Here is a 21,405-nt window from a genome sequence, read left to right as displayed (position 1 = left end):
CGAAGAAAAATTAAGCAAGACCTTTTTACTTGTGCATTTTTTTCAAAAGAGCTTCTTCTATTGGTGTTTTTATTTTCACCACTTCGTTTGTATTATCATTGGGAATAGTCATTGACAAAACATAGTGTTTTATTTTCCATTCATTTCCAATTTTCACCAAAACCCCAGAACCTCTGCATAATTTCATTTGAGTATTTAACAACTCATCAAACCAAGCCATTTCTCCCGTTTTATCAAAATAAATATGACGGTCTACTGCTGTAAAATTCCACGCTTTTCCTTTATCAAAAAAGGGTTTTGCCCAAACTTGAAAGTCCGTTTTATTCCAATTTTCTGTTGCATCAGTACCAATAAAAATTGCATCATCAGTCATTAAATTAAAATAATCATTAAAATTAGCTTCTGCTGCAGCTTTGTGCCAGGAATCTAGCGTGGTATTGATACTTTCTTTTGAAATTGTTTGATTCTCCATCATGCTTTTGCAACCTGATAAAGTGAGAACGACAAGAACAGCCAGTAATTTTTTCATGTGATTTAGGTATTTATTCATGGTTTTTATTCCATCTGATTTTTATTTTTCCATCAACGTCAACTGCTAATAAATGCAGTACAATTCCCTTATTTCGATTTTCAGCTCTTTCAAATTTATTCGTAATGAACTCATCCTTTTTTGGATTTCTCAGCGGAATGGTCATCGCTAAATTTGTTCCTCTGTTAAACGAATATACGCCGTTTACATCTAAATTTAAAACGTTGGAACTCACTTTCAAATCATTTACATCCACTAAATCGCCATTGATTTTAAAGTTTCCTGACAAATCCCTAAACACAATATTATTGACGTCTCTAAAAGGAAAAGCGAATTTTGCAATATTTGTGATCGGTTCAAAATTTACCAACGCGCCCTGACTCACATCAAATTTAGCAGCACCGAAAAGTGAATTTGTTTTTAATTGCCCTCCGGAAAGCAGCGTTCCTTTAAGCGATGCCGAAGCCGTTAAAAATCCATTTATGTTTTTGGGTTTAAAGGATTGAATCCCAAAATTATTCAGCGAAGTCAAGAAACGGGCAATATCTACCCGATTAATTTTTGCATTGGATTCCAGAAGGAAGTTATCTCCATTTGGAACCAATTCCCCATCAAAAGAAATAGTCCCACCGGAACTTTTCACCAAACCATTTTTTACCATTAATTTGTTGTTCAGCAATAAAATAGTGGCTTTGGCATTAGTCGCCTCTACTTTACTGTAAACCATTTTATCCGCTTTCAGATTTAACACCATCTGGCTTTTTTCAATAACGGAATACAATTCCTCCGAAAAATCATCTTTTTTATTCTTGGTTTTTGGAGCTTTTTTACCGGAACTGGTAAAAACACCCACAAACTGTTTCACATCCAGAAAGGGCGCATAAATATCCCAATTAACGATCATTTTTTCAGGATTTTCATAATACAAAGTCAGGAAATTATCGATTTTGCCTTCCATAAAAACCGTATTGCGACGGTCTTTAAAGTTAATTTTTTTAATCAGTAATGCTTGCTCGGTAAAATCAAGCTGAATGTCAGTTTTTACGAAAGTCAAATTCCGTGGACCATAATTTATCGTTGCATTTTTAACGGTTACATTTCCCGTAAACAAAGGTTTTTGTATTTTTAAATCCAAAATATCAAATTTGAAATCCAAATTCACTTTGGCCTGACCATCAGAAAAATGCATTAAATCTTTGTTGATTATTTCATTCAATTGGGAAACGGGAAAATCCGATCTAAAACTTCCTGCCGCCTTAGTTTTTTCAAAATTGGAAATAATTCCGATTGGGATTGTAAAAGGTATCGTTTTATATTTCCCGGAAAGATTCGTCAACGTAATCGTGGAATTTACATCATTACAGCCAGCGCCTTTTTTATATTGGTTGGTAAAACTGGCATCAAAACTACAGTCAGAAATTATTCCGTCCGGAATCTTGAGTTCATTATTTTTTATTTTTGTGGTCACCACAATTTCCGGATCGCCAGTTTCACTCATATCCCCAACAATGGTACAACCCACATTTATTGGCTTTTTCAAGTCAAATTGATTAATTCGGCGACTAATATTAGCGCTTAACAATGCCGAAGCGTCTTTCCATAAAATATTGGTCTTAATGGCAATGTCAAAAGGAGACTTGTTTTTGTCCAAACTAAAATGCGCGTTAATGTCGAAGAGCTCCTCTCCTATTTCGAGATTCTTTGTTGCGACACTGATCTGGTTTTTGGGTTTCGAAAAGTCAACTATCAAAACACCTTCAACGATTTTATTCTTTATGAAACTTCCTCTTTTGGTGTTGAAAGCCATGTTTTTGGCAAGCGTTTTCAAATATAATTTTGTGCGCCAATTATCATCGTCGAAATCTATTTTACTTCGTAAAGCCAGAACATCAAAATCAAATAACTTATTCCCCATTTGATTTTCGGAAATGAAATGCACTTGGTCTAAAATGATTTCATTGATGGAAGAAGTGGTAGAACTTTTCGATTTTTTGTTTTTTGGCTTAGGCCTAAAGATATTCGTATTTACAATTCCGTTTTTTCCTTTAAACAAATGCAAAGCGGCATTTTGAATTTCAATTTTGTCTATATTAATCTCATTAGAAAGCAACCCCAAAACATTGACGCGAACTTCTATTTGTTCAGCCTTGAGCAAGGTACGTTTATGGAATGACCACAAACTATCCTTTAATTCCACTTGGCTTAACGCCAAAGTCATATTGGGAAAACCCTTTAAAAACTTATAATTAATATCGCTAATATTGACTGTCCCGGAAATACTTTCGTTGATCTTAGCATTAATTTGGGTTACAATTTCTGTTTTGTGGTTTTTAAAATAAACAGATAAAACAGCCGAAGCTATTAACAAAAGCGCCACTATTCCCAGAAATAAAAAACCAATTCTTTTGATTATTTTTCTAAAATTTACGGTTTTAAAATAGGTTTTTGTGCTCTGCCAAAATTGATTCATGCGTATTCTTTTACGATTTAAAATAAAGGTAGCTAAAAACATCAGGTTATGGTACTAATAATACAAAAACTGGTTTGACTACTGGTTTTTTAGAGCACAAACTATCTTTTGCATTCCTGGTAATTCCTCCCGATTGAGTCGAGTTTTTAGACAGCAATTTTGTTGATTGCTATAAATTAATTCGAGTAAAATAGTAGGAATTGGGTTTTATTTTTTGATCTAGAACACTAATAAAACAGCGCGAACCCTTACAATCAGTATCATCTGCGATTTCCATTTTACTGTTGCCAACACGGTAGCACCGACGTATTTTCTATTTAAAATTATTCTTGTTTTTATGCTATACTAACAAAAGCGAGCAGCAGGAAGAATTTTACATATTTACTGCTATTTATTTCATAATTTTTGGATTTACATTATTTGATTAGATAAAAAATTTCAAATTCCTCAATAAATACAAAATATAAAATATTGACATACAAATACTTACATATAAAATATTTTTGAAGTACCTATAAAAAGTAAAGACAAAACGGAAAGCTCAAAAAATCGCACTTTTCAAAACTGATATTTCAATACTTGATTTGACGTATTTTTGTAGCACTCTAAATAAATTATTACGCTTTAAAGCCTAACCTATGAGAAAGTTACAATTCCCAATTATAATTATTGTTATGACATTTTTGTTCATAACTGTTTCCTGTAAAAAGCAGGACAAAAAAGAAGCAGAAGCAACTAAAGTTTCCCTTGAAACTCCTTTTGACAGTACCTTGGTAAAAACATTTTTTGTTAATCATCCAAAACTGCAAAAATACCAAGGCGATGTGGAGAAACTGTATCGCAAACATCAATTTCATTATGTTTGGTATGATGATAACGGAATTAATGATTTCGGTAATCTACTATATGACAAACTTAATAATCTGGAAGAAGAAGGCGTTCAAGTTGATGTTCCTTATAAAAACAAACTAGCCGATATTTACGAAGATGCGGATAACGACCAGAAACCAGATATTGATGCAGAATTGCTAAGTTCTTCTCTGTACTTTTTTTATGCTGACAAAGTATATCATGGAATACCTGCTAGTAAAACGACGGATCTTGGATGGTATCTTCCGAGAAAAAAACAATCGTATGTAAGTTATTTGGATTCGCTTTTAATTGAACCTAATTTGATCAATAAAGACGAAAAAGGGGTATTAAGCCAATATTATCTTCTTAAAGACGCTTTGCAAAACTACCGTGACATAGAGAAAAAAGGAGGATGGAAAACCATTGCCATAGATCCAAATGTAAAGTCGTATAAACCTGGAGACAATTCTAAAACAATAGCACAAATCAGACAGCGTTTATTTGTTACCGGAGATATTTCAAGAGATTCTAAAAGCACGGTTTATGACGATGCATTAGCTGACGGAATTTTGAAATACAAATTGAGAAGTGGCAACACTACCGATAAAATTATTTTGCCGGCACACATTAAAGACATGAATGTTTCTGTTGCGCAGCGCATAAAAACAATTACGGTCAACATGGAACGTTGTCGATGGATTTCCAATGACATCACAAAATCACCAGAATTCATAGTTGTAAATATTCCTGCTTATGAGCTAACTTATTTCAACAATGGAAAACCGGAGTTGCGTTCTAAAGTCGTAGTTGGAAAAGCCTTAAACAAAACGGTAGTTTTCAGTGCTGTAATGAAATTTATTGCCTTTAGTCCGTATTGGAATGTACCAACGAGTATTTTGAAAAAAGAGATACTTCCCGCGATTGAAGAAAACGAAAACTATTTAGCCGAACACAATATGGAATGGAATGGCAAAGATGTGAGACAAAAACCAGGAGGAGATAATTCTTTGGGTAAAGTGAAATTTTTGTTTCCAAATTCCAATAATATTTATTTGCACGATACGCCTTCAAAAAGCTTATTCAATAGTGAAGACAGGGCATTTAGCCATGGTTGCATCCGAGTTGCGAAACCAAAAGAACTAGCCAATATCATTTTGAAAAATGATCCAAACTGGACTCCGGAAAAGATTGATGCCGCAATGAACAGCGATACAGAAACCATGTATACATTAAAAAACAAAATCCCGGTTTATATTGGTTATTTTACCTCTTGGGTAGATGATAAAGGAATGATTCATTTCTATGAAGATATCTACAATAGAGACGAACGATTAGCTTCCTTGATATTTGCGAAATAATCATTCGATTCAATCAGTATAAAATAAGTATTCCACAAAAAAATGACATTATCTTTTTTAAGAGATAATGTCATTTTTTTTATGTCTTCCAAAAACGGATTCTTTAGTGTGCTTTCATTTTATCAAAAGTGGTTCCCAAAACTTTTTTCATCTTTTCTAACGAACCTTGAAAAGCTTTCTCCGTTGTATCAGCATGATTAGTGACTACTATAGGCTGCATATTTACGGCACGAACTTCTATAAGACATCGTTTGTCATTAATACCCGTTTTATCGCTATTTTCATCTCCCAGATGCACTTCAAGACGCGTGATTTTATCTTCAAAACGAGCCAGTACTTTTTCTAATTCGCTAGAAAAATAGGCTTCTAATCGTTCGTGTCCTTCAATATTTTTGTCTGTGTTGATTTGAATTTTCATATTTATTTTATGTTTAGTATTGATTCTCAAATTTAACCATCGTGCGGTAAAAACAATAATAATTAGTAAAACCTTGTGAAAACAAAAAGCCTATTTATAGCATAAATCTTAATAATCAGGCAATGGCAGCTCCTATTCATTTATTAATATATTCATAAAAGAGACAAACAATTAGGGTTATACGTTATCCTGAGAAAATATTTTTTTTACCTTTAGGTATATAATTGTACTATGAGAAAATATTTTTTATCCATCGTAGTAATTGTATGTGGAGTGTCAGTTACTACAATTTACCGTAACCGAAATGAGAATTTAACGGCTAAAGTATTTTCTATTGCCAAAAATATTCAGGAGTACACTTTTGGAAAACCCGAAATCACCGTCAACAAGGCCATAATCACTGACTTTTTTAAGAAATATCCCGAGATAAAAAAATACCAATATGATGTTACTGCTGTATACAAAAAACGGAATTACAAATCCATTTGGTACGAGGACAACCGAATAATTGATTTGGCCAGTATGTTATATGCCAAAGTAAATCAACTTGAAGAAGATGGTATTGACTCTAAATTTCCCTGTCAAGATAAAATTGAGGGAATATTCGACACAAAATCTTTAACAGCGAATCCCTCCGAAACCGATACTGAACTACTGCTGTCGTCTATGTACGTGTTTTACGCTAAAAAGGTATATTTCGGTATTGACAGCGAAAAAATCAGGGAAATTGGATGGTTTTTACCAAGGAAAAATCTCTCTTACGATGATCTCCTGGATTCAATGTTGGCTGATCCCAGTTTATTGAATCAGAACAATAAAAACATGTTTGGACAATATTACAAACTGCGTGACTTTTTAAAAACATACCGAGAAATTGAAAAAAAAGGCACTTGGAATCACATAGCCACCGATACTGCTGTAAAAATGTATAAACCCAATGATAGCTCAAAAACTATTGGACAAATCAGACAACGGCTTACGGTTACTGGAGATTTACAACAGGATTCTAAAAGTAATGTGTACGATAATGAATTAATGGCCGGCGTATTGAAATACAAAAAACGAAATGGCTATCAACCCAATTATCTCATTACCAATTGGCAAGTGCAACGAATGAATTTACCAATCCAGAAATACATTCAAGCGATTGCCGTAAACATGGAACGTTGCCGATGGATCGATCCTGAGTTGGCAAATTCCAATGAGGCCATCTTTATAAATATTCCTGCTTTTCAGCTACTTTATACCAAAAATGGTAAGAGAGAACTAGAATCCAGTTTATTGGTAGGCAAAAACATTTCTGAAACGGCAGTTTTTAGCAGTTATCTCACTTATATCGTTTTTAGTCCGTATTGGAATATTCCCCAAAGTATTGTTGAAAACGAATTATCATTGGCACTTTTTGGAGACAAAGACTATTTAGCTAAACATAATATGGAAGCCAGCAATGGGAAAGTGAGACAAAGACCCGGAGGAAAAAACCCGATGGGACTGGTAAAATTCATGTTTCCGAATCCAAATGATATTTATTTGCACGATACGCCATCCAAAAGTTTATTCGAATTCAATTATCGCGCTTTAAGCCACGGCTGCATCAATATGGACAAAGGTAAAGAATTAGCCCAATTGTTATTAAAAGATGATCCAGAATGGCCCGTAGAGCGTATAACTGATGCCATGAAAGGAGAGAAAGAAACGACTTATATGCTAAAAAATAAGATTCCCATTTACATAGGCTATTTTACCACTTGGGTAGACGACAAAGGAGATATTCATTTTTATGAGGATATTTACGATAAAGATGAAAAATTAGCTTCATTAATAGCTGAGGAATAAGTTTTAATGGGATGTCTATCCAAAATCATGCAAATCAACCTCTATTTAACGTCAATAATCTAGTTTACAGTATATTAAATTTTTTACATTTGTTTTTAATTATCTTTAATATCCTAAAAATTTAAAGATAAATACTATGAAACTCAAACTCTCCTTTTTTAGAATTCTTTTCTTATTATTATGTTGTATTCTGATTTTTGGTGCATTCACTAGAATTAAGTCAGACAAAAAATTAATATCTGGATTATCGCTCAAAAACATGGACACCTCGGTAAGGCCTGGTGACAATTTTGATGCCTATGTGAATGGTACTTGGGTCAAAAACACTAAGATACCGGCAGACAAACCCTCCTATGGTATTGGCTACATTGTACATGACAAATCACAGGAAGATGTAAAAGCCATCATCGAGAATGCAGCCAAAGGCGGTTTTGCCGATGGTTCCAATGAACAAAAAATTGGAGACTTTTATAGTACTTTTATGGATACTATAACCAGAGACCGATTAGGAATTGCGCCGCTGCTTCCGGAATTCAATAAAATTGACGCCATTTCCAATTATTCTGATCTGGCGAAATATTTTGGTTACGCTAATAAATCAGGGACAAACACCCCATTTGCAATCGGAGTTGTTGCAGATTTTAAAGATCCAACCAAATACATGCTTTATACCTGGCAAAGTGGTCTTGGACTGCCGGACAGAGAATACTATTTTCTTGAAGATACCAAATCTAAAGAAATACGCAAAAAATATGTAACCCACATCCAAAACATGTTGCAACTTGGAGGGGTAGCAAATCCCGCTGAACTCGCCCCAAAAATTATGGCTTTAGAAACTACTTTAGCTTCGCAACATATGAAAAAAGAGCAAACGCGCGATATGGTAAAGCTTTACAACAAGTATGAGATCAAAAATTTAAAGCAACTCATGCCTGATTTTGACTGGAGTTCCATGCTGAATAATGCGGGGATTATCAAGCAGCAAAACATTGTACTAACACAAATAGAATACATAAAATCGCTCAATACCATTATAAAAACCACACCATTGGACACTTGGAAAGGGTACCTAAAATGGAGTGCTGTTCATTCATCATCAATGTCTTTGAGTACAACTTTAGAGAATGAAAACTTCAATTTTTACGGGAAAACATTAGCGGGAATAGAGATACAAAAACCTTTATGGCGCAGAGGAGTAGAAAAGGTAAATGATAACCTTGGCGAGATTATTGGTAAAGTGTATGTTGAAAAACACTTCTCACCGGAAGCTAAAGGACAAGTAACAATCTTAGTTAAAAATCTTCTTAAGGCCTATGGCGAAAGCATTAAGCAATTAGATTGGATGAGTCCCGAAACCAAAAAACAAGCATTGGATAAATTATCTAAATTCACCATAAAAATTGGTTATCCGGATAAATGGAGAGATTATTCTACATTAAAAGTCGTAAAAGGAGACCTGTATGGAAACCTTCAAAAATCTACTGCCTTTGAATACAACAGACAAATAAATAAACTCGGAAAAGCTGTTGATCGCTCAGAATGGGGAATGACACCTCAAACCGTAAATGCATATTACAATCCCTTTTTAAACGAAATTGTATTTCCGGCTGCTATTTTGCAACCTCCTTTCTTTGATCCAAACGCAGAAGACGCCGTAAATTATGGTGGAATTGGCGCGGTAATAGGGCATGAAATTGGACATGGATTTGATGATATTGGAAGCACATTTGATGGTAATGGAGTCCTGCGCAACTGGTGGACAGCAAAAGATTTAGCAGCTTTCAAACAAAAAACGGGAGCATTAGTTACCCAATATAATGGTTTTAAAGTATTTCCTGACCTCAATGTAAATGGAGAATTTACGCAAGGGGAAAACATTGGTGACTTAGGAGGACTATCCATCGCTATAAAAGCGTACAAAATGAGTCTGAATGGTAAAAAATCGACCATTTTGGATGGTTTTACTGGAGAACAACGCATTTTCCTTGGCTGGGGTCAAAGCTGGCTAAATAAAAGTCGCGAGGAGGCTTTACGAAGCCAAGTGGCAAGCAACGAGCATTCGCCTTCAAAATTCAGGGTAAACGGCGTTGTACGTAATATTCCAGAATTCTACACGGCTTTCAATATAAAACCGACGGATTCGTTATACCTCGCTCCAGAGAAAAGAGTTAAAATCTGGTAAGCAAAATATCTAAAAAGAAGTTTTTTTAATTTCTTAAAAAGTTAAACACCAATTTCACTAATTTTCACGAATCAATTTGTGCAAATTCGTGAAATTCGTGTTTAGCAATCTACCCAATATTTGTATCCACACAGTTGCACTTTAAAGTCGAATTTTCAATTAAAAAATTGCAATTCAGCATTTTAGATTCTACTTTATCGTTTCATACCTTCTAAGCAATCGGCATTTTTTGTATATTTATGGTTGAAAGAAATAAAATCTGTTGACATGAAACGCATACTTGTCCTATTCTTTTTGTGCATTCCTTCCTATTTAGTATTGGCGCATTCCTATATCCTTAAAGCAAGTAAAACTGAATCTAAGTCTGCTGCTATTTCCTCTATTTACAAAAAGACAACTCCTTTCTTGAATGAACCTTTTGACAGCACATTAGTTACTCCTTTTTTTGCAAAATACCCAAAACTAAAATACTTGAAACCCGAAGTAGTCAAACTATACCGGAAACATAATTACCAATTTCTTTGGTATGACAGAGATGGTATGAATGAGTTTGCTGATTTATTGTACAGCAAAATCAATAATTTAGATCAGGAAGGACTGAAAATCCGTGTTCCATACAAGGATAAAATACAAACCATTTTTCAGGATGACGACAACAGGAAAGAATTTAACCTAGAGGTAGAACTGCTGATGTCCTCGTTGTATTTTTTCTATTTCAATAGAGTTTATAAGGGAGTAGAAATAGAGAAAACACAAGAATTGGGCTGGTATCTTCCCCGAAAAAAACAATCCTACGTCAATCGGTTAGACTCCTTGCTACAAGATCCCAGTTTAATCAACAAACGGGACAAAGATCTTTTGGGACAATATTATTTGTTGAAAGAAGCCTTACAAAAATATAGAAATATAGAAAATCAAGGAGTCTGGAGTCCCATTGTTTGGCCCAAAAAAATGAAATCGCTGAAACCCGGAGATACGGCTGATGTAATTTTGCAAATCAGAAACCGCCTTTATCTTACCGGTGATCTGAATGCTGACTCTAAAAAAAATTGGTACGACAACGAGCTTTTGGTCGGGGTGCTTCATTACAAGGAACGAAATGCTTTTACGGCTGATCCCGTACTACTACCCAAACACATCAAGGACATGAATATTTCGGTCAATGAGCGCATAAAGGCAATCATGACTAATATGGAACGCTGCCGTTGGATTTCTCCAAGTTTGACAAAAACACAGCAGTATATCATGGTCAATATTCCTTCCTTCAATCTTACCTATTTTAAAAACGGAAAACCCGCTCTGGAATCTAAAGTCGTTGTGGGCAAGTCACTTAATAGAACCGTGGTTTTTAGCGGCCAAATGAGTGAAATAATATTCAGTCCGTACTGGAATGTCCCTTCGAGTATTTTAAGAAAAGAGATTTTGCCGGCTATAGCCAAAAATGGAAACTATTTGGTGCAACACGATATGGAATGGGTTGGCAATAAAGTGCGACAGCGACCCGGCCCAGAAAACTCCCTTGGATTAGTTAAGTTCGTTTTCCCAAATTCCTTTTCCATTTATATGCATGATACGCCTGCAAAAACCTTGTTTGAAGAAGAACAAAGGGCTTTTAGTCATGGATGCGTTCGGGTGGGGCGCGCCAGAGATTTGGCCGTTGCCATTTTGAAAGACGACAAAAACTGGACTCCCGAAAAAATAGATGCCGCCATGAACCGAGGTGTAGAAAAGACCTATACCCTTAAAACTAAAATCCCGGTTTATATTGGCTATTTTACCGCTTGGGTCGATCGTGACGGAACAATTCATTTTTACAATGACATCTACGGCCATGATGGACGACTCTCTGAATTGTTGTTGACTGATTGATTTTAAGGAATGGTATTATCCAACGGACATTTTCGCAGATTCTTTCCAAAGATAATTTGGCATTGGCTCACTAAGTTCCCATTTAATACTCATAGGTTTTGAACCTTCTGTATCTTTAAAAATTCCTTCTCCAATAAAAACATAACCAAGTGTGTTTCCATTTTCGTCTTTTCCTTTTTCTCTCACAAAAAGTAATATTGTTTTATTTTGCTCTATATGATTTATATATGATAATCCTTTACTGGTTTTAGGTCCATAGGCATTATGAGATTGCCAATGAAATAAAGTTTCACTTATGGCATAATCATCATACATTGTTGTTGGAGAAAAATTCTCTTCTGATTTAATTAAATTAATAAAAAGGATTTCTGTGTTTAGCTTAACATTAAAGGCTGCTCCTTCTCTATTAGATGATTTTTTTTCAAAAGTACTGTCTCTAAAAGCTACCAATATTTGATCTCTTGTATAACGAGCATGTAACTTTAATGGTTGTTCGTAAGGCAATTCAATGTCGATTTCTTTAAAACCAATTTTATCAATTAATATCTCTAGAACTTCTATTATTTCATTAACGAGAATTTGATTTTTCCCTATTTGATTTATACTTTTTTCTAAAGAATCAAAACCTCCCGCACTTTGCCATACATCGTAATGCAACATCAACAACATGGCTTTTTGATTTTCATTGAAATCATTAATTCTAATATTAAAACCTTGTTTTGCAATCTTTAAAATGAAATTGAAATAACTCGTAGAATTGGTTGATAACCATTTATTACTAATAGCTGAATATATTTGCTTTTCATTTATGTTTTCAAAATCTTCAATTACTCCAGCTCTTTGACATAATCTTGACCAACTATCTTTTTTGTAAATAGTTTCAATTGAAATATGGTTTAACGCTATGAAATTATTTAATGTTAAAGGTAAATTAGTTTGATGTTGGAAATTTATAATTTTGGTTATTAGTTGATTTACATTTAAAGATGTCGCTTTTTTTATGTTCTCAAGAATAGTTTCTTTCGTCTTTTTCTCTAAAACTATGGAGCATCCCAATGGCAAATGCGGAAAATCATCTTCAATTTCTTTTTGTACCGAAGTTGTTGTTTTTCCAATTAACGCTCTAAACTTACTTTCAAAATCATATTCAGGTCTTGAATTTCCAACAAAATCTAAAACTGTTAAACAGTCTTTTCCTTCTGATAAGCGCAATCCACGTCCTAATTGTTGAAGAAAAACTGTCAAACTTTCTGTCGGTCTCAAAAACAAAACTGTATCAATTTCAGGAATATCAACACCTTCATTAAAAATATCAACAACAAATAAATAATTGAATTCTTTTTTCTTGAATTGTTCTCTAATTCGATCTCGCTCACTAGAATTTTTTGCCGTTAAACATTCTGCTTTTAATCCTGCTAAATTAAATTTTTCAGCCATAAAAGAGGCGTGTTCAATTGTCACACAAAATCCAATTGCTCGAACATCGTTTATATCATTTGTATATTTATTCAGGTTAGAAATTATTTCACCGACACGAACATTATTTTTAGTATATAAACTTGTCAATTCACTTGCTACATACTTTCCTTTCTCCCATTTTACATTGGTTAAATCTATACTATCAGTAATACCGAAATATTGAAAAGGACTTAATAATTTTTTATTTAATGCTTCTGGAAGTCTAATTTCAGCAGCTATACGATTACAGAAATCTTCTAATATGTTTTCATTATCCATTCTTTCAGGAGTTGCTGTCAATCCTAAAAGCACTTTTGGTCTAAAATAATTTATTATTGGTCTATAAGAAGAGGCCGAAATATGATGCACTTCATCAACAATTATAAAATCATAATATTCGGGAGTTAGAGTAATATCTTTTAATCTGTTATTTAAAGTTTGAACCGAAGCAAAAACATATTCATTAGAACTTGGTTCCATTCCATCAACCCATAAATCTCCAAAATTATTATCTTTTAAAACTCCTTGAAACGTGGCTTTTGCTTGTTGCAAAATTTCTTTTCTATGAGCCAAAAAAAGCAACTTTGATGATTTATTATTACTTCTAAAATTTTTATAATCAAATGCAGAAATAACTGTTTTTCCAGTTCCTGTAGCGGCAACTAAAAGATTCCTATATCTATTATGAACCGATCTTTCAACTTCTACCTTTTCAAGTATTTCATTTTGATAATGAAAAGGTTTTATATCAAAATACGATGTTGTAAAAGTATATTCCTTTGAAAACTTCCCTTGTTTTAAAGCTTCGACTAATTTTACAGAATGAATATTTTGATCATATAATTCAAATTCTGAATTTTGCCAGTATGCCTCGAATGTTTTCTTGAATTTATCAATAATATGCCCTACTTCTTTGGTTGTTACTTTTAAATTCCATTCTAAACCATCAGTTAAAGCAGAACGCGAAAAATTAGAGGAACCAATATACGCTGTATGAAAACCCGTATTTCTTTGAAACAAATAAGCTTTTGCATGTAATCTTTCATTACCTGTATTGTAGGAAACTTTCACCTCTGTATTTTCTAAAGAAGCTAAAAACTCTACCGCTTTAGCATCTGTTGCTCCAATGTAAGTAGTTGTAATTACTCTTAATTTCCCGCCTCTTTCTGTAAATTCTCTTAATTCACGCTCAAGAATTCGAATTCCTTTCCATTTGATAAAAGAAACTAATAAATCAATTCTATCTGAAGATAAAATCTCTTTTCTCAATTCGCTTTCAAGAGTTGCCCCTGAATTTCCACCTGTAAAAAGTTCACTGTGAATCAATCTTGTGTAAGGAGTAATTTCTTTTAAATGTAAATCCAAATCAGTGAAATGAGCATCCACTTTTGTAAAAACAGCTTTTAGAATTTCACCTTCCGTTTCTATTAGATCATCCTCAAACTCTTCTTTTCTTAACTCTTCTTTCAGAAATAAAATAATCTTATTAGCAATCTCTATTTGTGTTTCTACAACATCATCTCCCTTAATTAAAGTAAATGCATGTTTAATTGTTTTACCGATATGTTGCGATAATAATTGAGCGGCTTCAGCTTTGTCTATCGAAGTTTTCTTAACCTGAAAAGTATCTTTATCTAATTCGTTTATTTTATAGTTGATTAGCTTAGTAACTAATTCTTCATACAATCCTTGGTTCATAATTCAAGTTTTAAAAATTCTTCAACGATTGTCAAATCTGCTTCTGCCCAATCAAGACTTAACAATTCTTTTCTTTGTAATAATTTGTAATCTCTATGTTCAGTCAATTTAATTTCACCAAGAATATGTTTCGCTATAAAAGGAATTAAATTAATTTTAAAATTTCCATAATCATAAATGCTGTTTGACAATTTTCTTAGAACTTCAATTTCAATATTTATCTCTTCTTTTATTTCTCTTTTAATACAATCTATTTCACTTTCATTTTCTTCTAGCTTCCCTCCTGGAAATTCCCATTTTAATGGTAATTTCATTTTTTCACTACGTTGAGTAACTAAAATTTTATTTTCAATCACAATAATAGCACAAGTAACGTTTATAATGTTTGACATTTTTATGAATAATTATAAAGAGTAATATTTATTTTGTACGAAAGATAGTAAGATTTTATGGTTTCTGTACTCAATTTCATATTGCCTTTTAATTAATAAAAACTAACATTTATAAAAAAACGCTACTCTTTCGCAAACTAAAAATATTTTTAACCTTCAGTTAATTCCCTATTAATTGATTTCGAAATCTATTTCAAAATTTGAATCATGGAACTCCCCTTCAAGTGCTTCTAAAGAATATTTATGATTTTCATCAAAAATTATTTTTTCATTAATATCGAAGTAATAATAATACTTCCCTTTTTTGTAAATTAACCACGTACTAGTCAAAACTCATCTTCTTTTAGTGATTTCAAATCCACAAGTTTCCTTTTCATTAAGTTGTAGACCAATTTCTTCTATAGTCATAATTTTAAAAATTTAAATTAAATAAATCTATTTGCATTTTTATTTTCACAGAACGGCTTATTAGTCAGTTAAACTAAATATCCGATATCCAAAATTATAATTAATTAAACAATTGACCCGCCTACAATTGACCTCATTAATTTTTAGTTTTCAACTTGATTATATTTCTCCAAAAAACGCCGTTAGGTGTTTGATATTGGTAGAAATCACGAATCGATCACCAAGAATAAGTCCCGTAGGGACGGGACCTATAATCCCTACGGGATATTATTGTACGTATGTAATAATTTTCTACCAACATTGAATCCCATACGGGATAAAAAAATAAGTTGATTTTAGCTATTTATAATCGAATTCTGTTTTCGTTTTATTCCACAAAAAAACGCTACTCTTTCGAATAGCGTTTTTTTGAATTCTTGTTGGTTTATATTCGTGTTGTGATTGCTTCGTTCCTCGCAATGACAATCGTCCGAGGAATCTGATGCCCTAGCCCTGATAGCAGTGGAAATCCTTTTTCTAAACGCTGTCAGGGTTCAAAACCCTGACAGCGTTGAAAAAGATTGCAACGGATAGCAGGAAATAGCTCCTGAAAATAAATCTTATTCAGCTAACTTTTGCAATTCGGTTACGCCCATATTGTACAAGGTAAATGCCTGTATATCTACGTTTTCCTGAATGGTTGCCGCCACGGATTTTCCTGCGCCGTGTCCTGCATTGATGTCAATACGGATTAAAGTAGGATTAGGTCCGGTTTGTTTTTCCTATAATTCGGCAGCAAATTTGAAACTGTGTGCCGGCACTACTCTATCATCGTGATCGCCCGTTGTGACCATCGTGGCCGGATATTGGGTTCCTTGTTTTACATTATTCACCGGAGAATACCCCTTGATGTAGGCAAACATTTCCTTGCTGTCCTGTGACGTTCCGTAATCATACGACCAACCCGCTCCCGAAGTAAAGGTGTGGTAGCGCAACATATCCATCACTCCCACGGCCGGCAAGGCGACTTTCATCAAATCCGGGCGTTGCGTCATGGTTGCTCCCACTAGCAATCCGCCGTTTGAACCACCGCGAACGGCCAGAAAACTGGAAGAAGTATACTTTTGGGCAATAAGATATTCAGCCGCTGCGATGAAATCATCAAACACATTTTGCTTTTGCATTTTGGTTCCTGCATCGTGCCATTTTTTCCCGTACTCGCCACCACCACGCAAATTAGGAACGGCATAAACGCCTCCGTTTTCCATCCAAACGGCATTGGCAATACTGAAACTTGGCGTCAAGCTTACGTTGAAACCGCCATAACCATATAGCATTGTTGGATTTTTACCGTCCAGTTTCAGTCCTTTTTTATAGGTGATCATCATTGGGATTTTGGTTCCGTCTTTGGAAGTGTAAAAAACCTGTTTAGAAACGTAGTCTTCGCTTTTGAAATCTACTTTTGGTTTTTCATATACCGCCGATTTCCCGGATTTTGGTTCGAATGAATAAATAGTTCCCGGGCTGACATAATTAGTAAAAGAATAATAAAGGGTTTTTTCTTTTTTCTTTCCGCCAAAACCTCCTGCAGTTCCCAGCGCTGGCAACTGTATCTCGCGAATCATTTTTCCTGAATAATCATATTGTTTCACCACCGAAACGGCATCTTTCATATAATTAGCAAAAATGTAACCGCCACCAGTTGTTGGTGATAAAACATTCTCCGTTTCCGGGATGAAATCTTTCCAGTTTTCAGGTTTTGGGTTCTTGACATCCACCGTTACGATACGTTTGTTGGGCGCATTTAAGTCGGTTTCTATGAATAATTTTGTGCCTTCGTTATCGATGATGCTGTTGTCGCTCTTGAAGTTGTCTACTATACTCACAATAGGACTGTTGGCCGTGGTCAGGTCTTGGATATACAATTCGTTTCCGTAAGTCGAAGTCGAAGCGGTGATCACCAAATAATGATTGTCCTCTGTCACGCCTCCTCCCACATAGCGTCGTTTTTGGTCTGCGCCAAAGATGATTTGGTCTTGCTTTTGCGGTGTTCCTAACTTGTGGAAATAGAGTTTGTGTTGGTCCGTTTTAGCCGACAATTCACTTCCTTTTGGTTTGTCATAACTGGAATAGTAGAATCCTTCGTTTCCTTTCCAGGATACACCGCTGAATTTTACATCGACAATCGTGTCTTCGATTATTTTTTGGGTGATGGCATCCATGATAATCACTTTTCTCCAGTCGCTTCCGCCTTCTGAAATGGCATACGCAACTTTAGAACCATCTTTGGAAAAATCCAATCCGCCAAGCGAAGTGGTACCGTCTTTAGAAAAAGTATTGGGATCCAAGAAAATTGTTTCGGTTCCTTTGGCGTCTTTTCTATACAACACCGACTGGTTTTGCAAACCGTTGTTTTTGTAGTAATAGGTAAAATTTCCCTCGATGAAAGGAGCGCCTATTTTCTCGTAATTCCACAGTTTTTCCATTCTTGCTTTTAACACATCACGAAACGGAATCTGGGCTAAATAATCATAGGTTACTTTGTTTTGGGCTTTTACCCACGCGCCAGTTTCGGCAGATTTATCGTCTTCGAGCCAGCGGTACGGATCGGGAACTTTGGTGTCAAAATATAGATCAACGGTTTCGCCTTTATGGGTAACTGGGTATTTCATTGTAGTTGTTTTTTGGTTTTGGCCAAAACTTGTCATTGCGGCAGATAAAGCCATTAATAAAAAAGTGTTTTTCATTATTGTGGTTTTAGGTTGTAACAAAAATAGCAAAATAGTTAGTGTTCCTTATGTGAGGAATTCTTAAAAAAGAGTTAGTCGCGCGAAAGGTATTTTTATTACAGTTGTGACAACTTATTGCGAATTATACATTTTGGACATGCTGAGAAATAATAAACATATAAGTCATGTAAGTTTTTTTAAGTTCAAAAATAATTGAGGTGTGCAACAAAAAAATAATAAACCATATAAGGCATTTAAGGTCATATAAGTTTAAAAATAAATTGCACCAATTGGAATATAATTCTCAATTGACCTTATGTACTTAAATTTCAAAAAATAATAAACCAAATAAGATTTATAATAAACAGCACTAAAGCGCGAACATAATTCTTATATGACCTTAAATGCCTTATATGTTAAAAAAATAAGTGACCTATAAGTCGTAAAAGTTTAAAACGAAAACGCTACTCTTTCGAATAGCGTTTTATCATTTTTATGCTTTCGCAAAAGTGCTACAAATTAAAGTTCACCCCAAAAACTATGTTTCTTCCTATGTTAGGAATTCCATCATTCTTCAAACGGGAAAGATGCGCAATATAGCTTTTGTCCAATAAATTATTCCCGTTCAAATTAATATCGAAAGCCGTTTTACCGAATTTTACTTTTCCTCCAAAACCTAAGTTTACCAATATGTATTCATTCGATTTTGTTTCAAAACCACTCACATTATTTTGATTGAAAGTAGAGGAGAAATTCAAAGTGGCGAATCCATCTTCTAACCAATTTTTGATTTTAAATTCGGTTCTAATTGTGTTGTTCCAATTGTTAGCCGGAATCAAAGGCAGAAAATCTCCGTTCTGTTTCTTGCCGGTTACCGTTTCAAAACTGGTTTCAAAATGCAACCAATCCAATGGATGCGGGTGAAAATGCAGTCCTATTTCTCCACCGTACAATTTGGCATTATTCTGAATATAATCAAAAACAGCATTTTCATCAATCATTTCTCCTGTTGGTGAAGTGTAGATATAATTGTTGATGTGATTATAAAATCCATTGGCAAAAAATTCAAAATGGCTGTTTTTATATTCCAAATTCACATCGGTTTGTACGTTTTGCTCGGTTTTCAGGTCACTGTTTCCTCTTTCATAACGATTGGTTCCTTCGTGAACTCCATTGGAAGTTAATTCGGCTAAATTTGGCGCTCTAAACCCGGAAGCCACATTCAAACGCAATGTTAAATCCTCGGCCAGATTGGTTTTGTAACCTAAGGAAGCATTGAAACTGTCGAATGATTTATCAACAGCTTTAAAATATCCTTCCTCACCTGCAGTTCCGTGTTCTTGTGTGGTGATTTGTCTGTTATCGAAACGCAATCCACCTTGTAAAACATTCGATCCCCACTCATAATTTGCGGTTCCAAAAACACCAAAATCATTGGTTGTAGCATCCGGAATCAAATATTCTTCTCCAGAATTGGTGTTGGTTTGGTGCATTCCCTGAATTCCAAATATAGATTCGACTTTGCCTATTTTTGGCAAATGGTATTTCGCATCATAATTGAATGTTTTGAGTTTCATGTGTAAGCCAGCTACATTGCTGTCTACAAATTCACTTCGGTCATTGGCGATATAACCCAAATCAACATCCAGTTTCGATTTTTCGAAAAAGAAAACATTATTTAAACTCAACAAATGATTGAAAACGCCTTGTCTTGGATATCCTGTTTCTTTACTTGTCGTTTGGTCTGCAATGCCCTCTTCCGGGATTCCTAAATCGAGTTTGTTGTAATTGTAACGCAATACACTTGAGAACTTCGCATTGCTGTAGCCAATTCCTGTTTTGAAATCGGTTTCATTGTAACGGGTATTCGTTACTCGGTCGCCATTAGCAATTTTGTAATCGGAATGTGTATTGTAACTTCCTCGAGCAAGGAATTTCCAGTTATCAGTAGATGTTTTCAACCCCAAAGACGAATTACTACCCAAAGTATTTGAGAATAATTTTTGATTGAAATTAGCTTTGAAGGTATTGGCATCAGCAAATTTTTCGGGATTAAAATACAAAACGCCACCCAAAGCATCTGACCCATATAATAACGAAGCCGGTCCTTTGATAACCTCAACACTTTCAATTCCGGAATCGTTTAACCCCAACCCATGTTCATCACCAAACTGCTGGTTTTCCATTCGGACACCTTGTGAATATACTAAAACCCGATTCCCACTTAATCCACGAATTACTGGTTTCCCTATGGAAGTTCCGGTAGAAACCTGTGAAACTCCGGGAATAGTTGCCAGTCCTTCGATTAAGGTGGCGGTTCCTTTTCGTTGTAATTCTTTAATACTTTCATGCTCCACCTTCATCACATTTTGTGATTGTATTTTATTGAATGCAGTAGAAACGATTACCTCGTCCATTTGGAATATCGTTTCTTCGAGAATTACATCGAGTGTGTTTTCTTTTTGTAAACTGTTTATGGTTTTATTTTGTGTTCCAAATCCAACGAATGTAAAAGTCAATTTTAAGTTTCCATTAGGCAGATTAGTAAATGTGTATTTTCCGTTTTCATCCGTTGCAGTTCCTTTGTGCAATTCTGATGCATAGACCGAAACACCTTTTATGGGTTGATTATTTTTATCTGTTACTATTCCAGAAAGTGTGTTTTGCGCTTGAAGCATCGCCGAAAACCCCAAAAATAGGGTTATAATAAAATATTTCATTGAAAATGATTGTATTGTTCCTAGCCACATTCTTCTCTAAAATAAAGGAAGATGAGTCTGGAATTATTTAGTAAATAAAATAGAAATGATAGCTGTTGAAATAAATCAACAGAAGCTGAAACAATTCAGCTTAAGCTATTTACAGGGGGTCCGCGAAGGGAATACAAACTTCCGGAATACGAAAGAACCGTTTCCTCAGCACTAATAAAATAAGGTATTTCTCTATAAGTAGAATATAATTGATAGGAAAATTCTTTTGGGGAAATATAGCTGCCAAAAGTAAAATCACAAACATAACAATGATCAAAATTGTGATGCTGATGCGTTATCTCTTTCTGGGCGACATTGTATTTATGATGGCATTGCTTTTGGGAAAGTTGCTGCTCTAAATGGGTATAGGTATGAAAAGACTGAAACAGTATTGAGAACAATACCGCTACCGCCAAAGAAAGACTTATTATGAGCTTATTCTTTTTCATCCTCGTCAAAGGTATAAAACAATTTAAA

General features: G+C 34.4%; 11 protein-coding genes and 1 pseudogene. 4 read left to right on the top strand and 8 right to left on the bottom strand.

The window, feature by feature from the left end; genetic code table 11:
* Window positions 1–25 precede the first annotated feature (25 nt).
* Both BUC23_RS02910 and BUC23_RS02905 read right to left on the bottom strand, forming a co-directional pair.
* Window positions 26–529 (bottom strand): nuclear transport factor 2 family protein, encoded by a 504-nt coding sequence (locus BUC23_RS02910; RefSeq protein ID WP_073205808.1) that lies wholly within the window; start codon window positions 527–529, stop codon window positions 26–28.
* A gap of 13 nt (window positions 530–542) precedes the next feature.
* On the bottom strand, window positions 543–2,999 hold the full coding sequence (locus BUC23_RS02905; RefSeq protein WP_073205805.1) for an AsmA family protein: 2,457 nt from the start codon (window positions 2,997–2,999) through the stop codon (window positions 543–545).
* Window positions 3,000–3,637: 638 nt separating this feature from the next.
* Here BUC23_RS02905 and BUC23_RS02900 point away from each other — a divergent pair.
* Entirely contained in the window at window positions 3,638–5,209 is a 1,572-nt protein-coding gene (locus BUC23_RS02900; protein ID WP_073205152.1) for a L,D-transpeptidase family protein, read from the top strand.
* A gap of 103 nt (window positions 5,210–5,312) precedes the next feature.
* Here BUC23_RS02900 and BUC23_RS02895 read toward each other — a convergent pair whose 3' ends face one another.
* Complete coding sequence (locus BUC23_RS02895; protein ID WP_073205148.1) at window positions 5,313–5,627, bottom strand: HPF/RaiA family ribosome-associated protein; 315 nt, start codon at window positions 5,625–5,627, stop codon at window positions 5,313–5,315.
* A gap of 231 nt (window positions 5,628–5,858) precedes the next feature.
* On the opposite strand from BUC23_RS02895, the gene BUC23_RS02890 reads away from it, so the two are divergent.
* The 3 genes from BUC23_RS02890 (at window position 5,859) to BUC23_RS02880 (ending at window position 11,514) form a co-directional block, all read left to right on the top strand.
* A complete protein-coding gene (locus BUC23_RS02890; RefSeq protein WP_073205145.1) occupies window positions 5,859–7,463 on the top strand; it encodes a L,D-transpeptidase family protein in 1,605 nt (534 codons plus the stop codon).
* A 136-nt stretch (window positions 7,464–7,599) separates the two neighbouring features.
* Window positions 7,600–9,645: a M13 family metallopeptidase gene (locus BUC23_RS02885; protein ID WP_073205141.1), complete on the top strand. Its 2,046-nt coding sequence runs from the start codon at window positions 7,600–7,602 to the stop codon at window positions 9,643–9,645.
* A gap of 267 nt (window positions 9,646–9,912) precedes the next feature.
* A complete protein-coding gene (locus BUC23_RS02880; RefSeq protein WP_073205137.1) occupies window positions 9,913–11,514 on the top strand; it encodes a L,D-transpeptidase family protein in 1,602 nt (533 codons plus the stop codon).
* 15 nt (window positions 11,515–11,529) lie between these two features.
* Here the strand turns inward: BUC23_RS02880 and BUC23_RS02875 are convergent, their stop codons facing one another.
* From BUC23_RS02875 to BUC23_RS02855, 5 genes and pseudogenes are all read right to left on the bottom strand, one after another.
* Window positions 11,530–14,670: a DEAD/DEAH box helicase gene (locus BUC23_RS02875; RefSeq protein WP_073205134.1), complete on the bottom strand. Its 3,141-nt coding sequence runs from the start codon at window positions 14,668–14,670 to the stop codon at window positions 11,530–11,532.
* A complete protein-coding gene (locus tag BUC23_RS02870) occupies window positions 14,667–15,062 on the bottom strand; it encodes a (deoxy)nucleoside triphosphate pyrophosphohydrolase (RefSeq protein ID WP_244153762.1) in 396 nt (131 codons plus the stop codon). The genes BUC23_RS02875 and BUC23_RS02870 overlap by 4 nt, the downstream gene beginning before the upstream one ends.
* A gap of 1,007 nt (window positions 15,063–16,069) precedes the next feature.
* Window positions 16,070–18,175: pseudogene (locus tag BUC23_RS02865) on the bottom strand (prolyl oligopeptidase family serine peptidase).
* Window positions 18,176–18,690: 515 nt separating this feature from the next.
* Window positions 18,691–20,898: a TonB-dependent receptor gene (locus BUC23_RS02860; protein ID WP_073205132.1), complete on the bottom strand. Its 2,208-nt coding sequence runs from the start codon at window positions 20,896–20,898 to the stop codon at window positions 18,691–18,693.
* A gap of 125 nt (window positions 20,899–21,023) precedes the next feature.
* Window positions 21,024–21,377 (bottom strand): hypothetical protein, encoded by a 354-nt coding sequence (locus BUC23_RS02855; RefSeq protein WP_073205129.1) that lies wholly within the window; start codon window positions 21,375–21,377, stop codon window positions 21,024–21,026.
* Window positions 21,378–21,405: the final 28 nt, after the last annotated feature.

Origin of the sequence: Flavobacterium xinjiangense (assembly GCF_900142885.1) — a bacterium.
Classification (GTDB): Bacteria; Bacteroidota; Bacteroidia; order Flavobacteriales; family Flavobacteriaceae; genus Flavobacterium; species Flavobacterium xinjiangense.
This window is presented reverse-complemented; position numbering and strand designations above follow the sequence as displayed.